General features: G+C 60.9%; 5 protein-coding genes. 2 read left to right on the top strand and 3 right to left on the bottom strand.

The features are described from left to right. The 3 genes from kaiC to B3873_RS11955 all read right to left on the bottom strand — a co-directional run. A partial coding sequence (gene kaiC, locus B3873_RS11965) for a circadian clock protein KaiC (protein WP_286866276.1) occupies positions 1-779 on the bottom strand: 779 nt, incomplete at its 3' end. Positions 780-844: 65 nt separating this feature from the next. After that, positions 845-1,210, bottom strand: a complete 366-nt coding sequence (gene kaiB / locus B3873_RS11960) for a circadian clock protein KaiB (RefSeq protein ID WP_114989467.1) — start codon at positions 1,208-1,210, stop codon at positions 845-847. Then, complete coding sequence (locus tag B3873_RS11955; RefSeq protein WP_115010072.1) at positions 1,207-2,091, bottom strand: circadian clock protein KaiA; 885 nt, start codon at positions 2,089-2,091, stop codon at positions 1,207-1,209. The genes kaiB and B3873_RS11955 overlap by 4 nt, the downstream gene beginning before the upstream one ends. Positions 2,092-2,223: 132 nt before the next feature. Between B3873_RS11955 and rplU the strand changes: the two genes are divergently transcribed. Together rplU and rpmA are read left to right on the top strand one after the other, a co-directional pair. Continuing rightward, positions 2,224-2,589 (top strand): 50S ribosomal protein L21, encoded by a 366-nt coding sequence (gene rplU, locus B3873_RS11950; RefSeq protein WP_011365073.1) that lies wholly within the window; start codon positions 2,224-2,226, stop codon positions 2,587-2,589. Between the two features lie 45 nt (positions 2,590-2,634). Next, positions 2,635-2,901, top strand: a complete 267-nt coding sequence (rpmA, locus tag B3873_RS11945) for a 50S ribosomal protein L27 (protein ID WP_114989469.1) — start codon at positions 2,635-2,637, stop codon at positions 2,899-2,901. The last annotated feature ends 173 nt before the right edge of the window (positions 2,902-3,074 follow it).

Here is a 3,074-nt window from a genome sequence, read left to right as displayed (position 1 = left end):
CTGACCCGAACGTTGGATGAGCGCTGGGTGAGGCGCATGGCCCCGAGCGGGAAGATGCTGATGCCGTGGGTTCCCATGGTGAAGGGGAACTCGCCCTTCATGTGGGTGGTGCCCCGCAGCTTGAGAATCTCCAGGGTGCGCCGACGCCGCTCTCCCTCGAGCACGTTGCGCAGAATCACCACGTTGTCGGAGACGAATTCCTCAACGCCGTAGCGGGCAATCGGGCCGTACTCGTCGATCCGTTCGGTGGTCATCACCGTGGTGACGCCGATTTCCTTGAGCCTTGCAATCAGCCGAAAGATCTCACGGCGCACCACGAACACAGCGTCGTACTGCTGGAACACCGCCGTGATCGAGTCGATGGCGACGCGCTTGGCCTTGTATTTGCGGATGGCGTAGTTGATCCGCTCGATCAAACCGGAGAGATCAAAACTGCCGGCCACGTCCTGGCCGTCCGGATCCGGTGAGGCGTCGAGGATGAAGAGCTTGTCCTGCTCGACCATCTCCTGCAGGTTCCAGCCGAAACTGGCGGCGTTGCGCAGGATGTCGAGGGGTGATTCCTCGAAGGTGACGAAGATGCCGGGTTCGTCGAACTGCTTGATGCCGTTGTGGAGGAAGTGCAGCGAAAACACCGTCTTGCCGGTGCCGGACGTGCCGCTGATCAGCGTGCTGCGGCCGATCGGCAGGCCGCCCTGGCACACATCATCAAAGCCCTCGATCCCTGTCGGGAGCTTTTGAACCTGCATCTGAGGCTGACCGCTGGTCGGAGGGAACTGCATGGCAACCACCTATGACTTGACCGTAGTGAGCAGGAGATGAACCGTGCTGGAGCGCACCATGTCGCTTAAGGATCTGAAGAAATCGTCGTGTCGGTCTCCTCATCGACCGCATCGATCAAGCTCGAACTGAGCGACGTATCAGACAGCTCGTCGTAAAGCAGATCCAGACCGATCAGCACCCGCTCGCGATCGGAGAGGTCACCGATGATGCGGCGCACCGGCGGGGGAAGAATCTTGGACAACGTCGGCGTTGCCAGGATCTTGTCTTCCTCCGCCAGTTGCGGATTTTTGAGCACATCAATCACCTTGAGGGCATACACCCCCCGGAATTCGGTCTCGAGGATGTTGCGCAGCGTTTTCAACGCCCGCATCGAATTGGGCGTGTTGCCCGCCACGTAGAGCTTGAGGATGTAGGTCTTGCGGGGACTCATGACGACTCCTCCGAGGCATCGAGCTGATCCGTCGGGCGACGTACACGGCTGGAAGCCGTGCCCGACAGAGGAAGGTCCGGCGGAATGGAGCGCCGGTACATCTCACACAGATGCGCCATCACATCAAGAAGCGCAAGGCGGTAATCCTGAAGAAAGTCATGTTTGTGGCCCTCCAAACTCAGTTGTTTCCAGAATTCATCGATGAGATCCACGTGGATCTCAACGGTGCGGGTGATCGGCAGATCACTGAAGAAAGCGGTGTTGACGAAGCTTTCCAAGGCCTGATTGGCCGCGGCCGGATCGCTGAAATAACTCGCCAGCAGGTCTCGATAGGTGCGTTGAAGCGACAGCAGCAGATCCCGGCGCTCCTCGGGGGGCAGGCTGCCCAGGAAGCGCGATGGATCTCGCTTGTAGAAGACCCCTAGGTAGCCGAGTCGCTCCTGCAGGCGATCGGAAAGGTTGCTGACGGCGCGGGAGGAGGAGCTGCTGTCGTCCGTGCGTCCGTCGGCACGACCCTGGCGCAGAAAACGCGAAATGGCCGCATCCACGTTGTATCCCAGCTGGGCCAGCTGGTCGTCGGGCAGATGCAACTCCTCGGGGTGGTAATCCACCTGCCCCTTCACCTCCCCAACGATCACGGCGGGGAAGAGCAGACCCGCCGCCAGCAGTTGCTCCTTGGCTGAAGCATCGAGCAGGCTCTGCTCGAGCACCACAGCGTCGAAGTCGTCCTGCCGGGGTCCGAGAACAGCCGCCAGGGTCTCCCCAGGATCAACCGTCAGAACAACAGACTCGTAACGGTTGGCCGGCAGCCAGGGGCGGCAGGCTTCCACCAGGGCTGGGCTGGCCAGCACGAGAGCAACAGTGAGGGCCGGCCTGGCCATCCGGGCATCCGCAGCGTCGAGGTATCTGAATCTTGACGATGGGGCGCGTCAGAGACGAAGATCTTTGTTTGTCTTTCGATTGCGGCTCAGGCCTGAATCGGTTCGCCGAGCCTGAACGCGTCTTTTCACCTTATGGCCGACACCAAACCAGCCGCGGAACAGAGCGGGACCTACGCCATCGTTGAGGCGTCGGGCACCCAGATCTGGCTGCAGCCCAACCGCTACTACGACATCGATCGGCTTCAAGCTGAGGTGGATGACACCATCAAGCTTGAGAACGTTCTCCTGGTGAAGGACGGCAAGGGCACCACCCTCGGCCAGCCCTACGTCAAGGACGCGACCGTGTCCCTGAAGGTGATGGCCCATCGCCGCGGACCCAAGGTGATCGTTTACAAGATGCGCCCCAAAAAGAAAACCCGCCGCAAGAATGGTCACCGGCAGGAACTCACCCGGGTGATGGTTGAGTCCATCTCCGTGGGCGGCAAGGCCATCAGCTGACCTCTCCCCCTCGCTCCATCAACCGCCCCACCAGCATCTCTTCTCATGGCACATAAAAAAGGCACAGGCTCAACCCGTAACGGCCGCGACTCGAACGCCAAACGCCTTGGTGTGAAGGCCTACGGCGGCGAAACCGTCACCGCCGGTTCCATCCTGATCCGCCAGCGCGGCACCTCCGTTCTGCCCGGCGTCAATGTCGGCAAAGGCAAGGACGACACCCTGTTTGCCCTCACCGACGGCATCGTGAAGTTCGAATCGATCCGCCGCGGCCTGCGCAACCGCAAGCGCATCAACATCACTGCAGCGGTCTGAGTTTCAAGTCCCACGTCAATCCAAAGCCCCGATGCCAGCTGGCACCGGGGCTTTTTTGTTGGCAGCTTGTGTTGCCGCAGCCTCAGGAACGCCGGTAGAGCCGAGCCGTGATCAACAGGGGGTGAAACCCCTCCAAGAACTGAGCCTGCAGGGTGCGGAAAAACCCATCCACC

The sequence above is a fragment of the Herbaspirillum sp. UBA812 genome (assembly GCF_002296545.1).
GTDB classification, from domain to species: domain Bacteria; phylum Pseudomonadota; class Gammaproteobacteria; order Burkholderiales; family Burkholderiaceae_D; genus Herbaspirillum; species Herbaspirillum huttiense.
The sequence above is the reverse complement of the archived record's forward strand: the minus strand, read 5'-3'. Positions and strand labels throughout refer to the sequence as shown.

Excerpts from the sequence above, each read along its gene's own strand:
- rpmA (WP_114989469.1), top strand. The coding sequence starts at position 2,635 with ATGGCACATAAAAAAGGCACAGGCTCAACCCGTAACGGCCGCGACTCG.
- B3873_RS11955 (WP_115010072.1), bottom strand. The coding sequence starts at position 2,091 with ATGGCCAGGCCGGCCCTCACTGTTGCTCTCGTGCTGGCCAGCCCAGCC.
- kaiB (WP_114989467.1), bottom strand. The coding sequence starts at position 1,210 with ATGAGTCCCCGCAAGACCTACATCCTCAAGCTCTACGTGGCGGGCAAC.
- rplU (WP_011365073.1), top strand. The coding sequence starts at position 2,224 with ATGGCCGACACCAAACCAGCCGCGGAACAGAGCGGGACCTACGCCATC.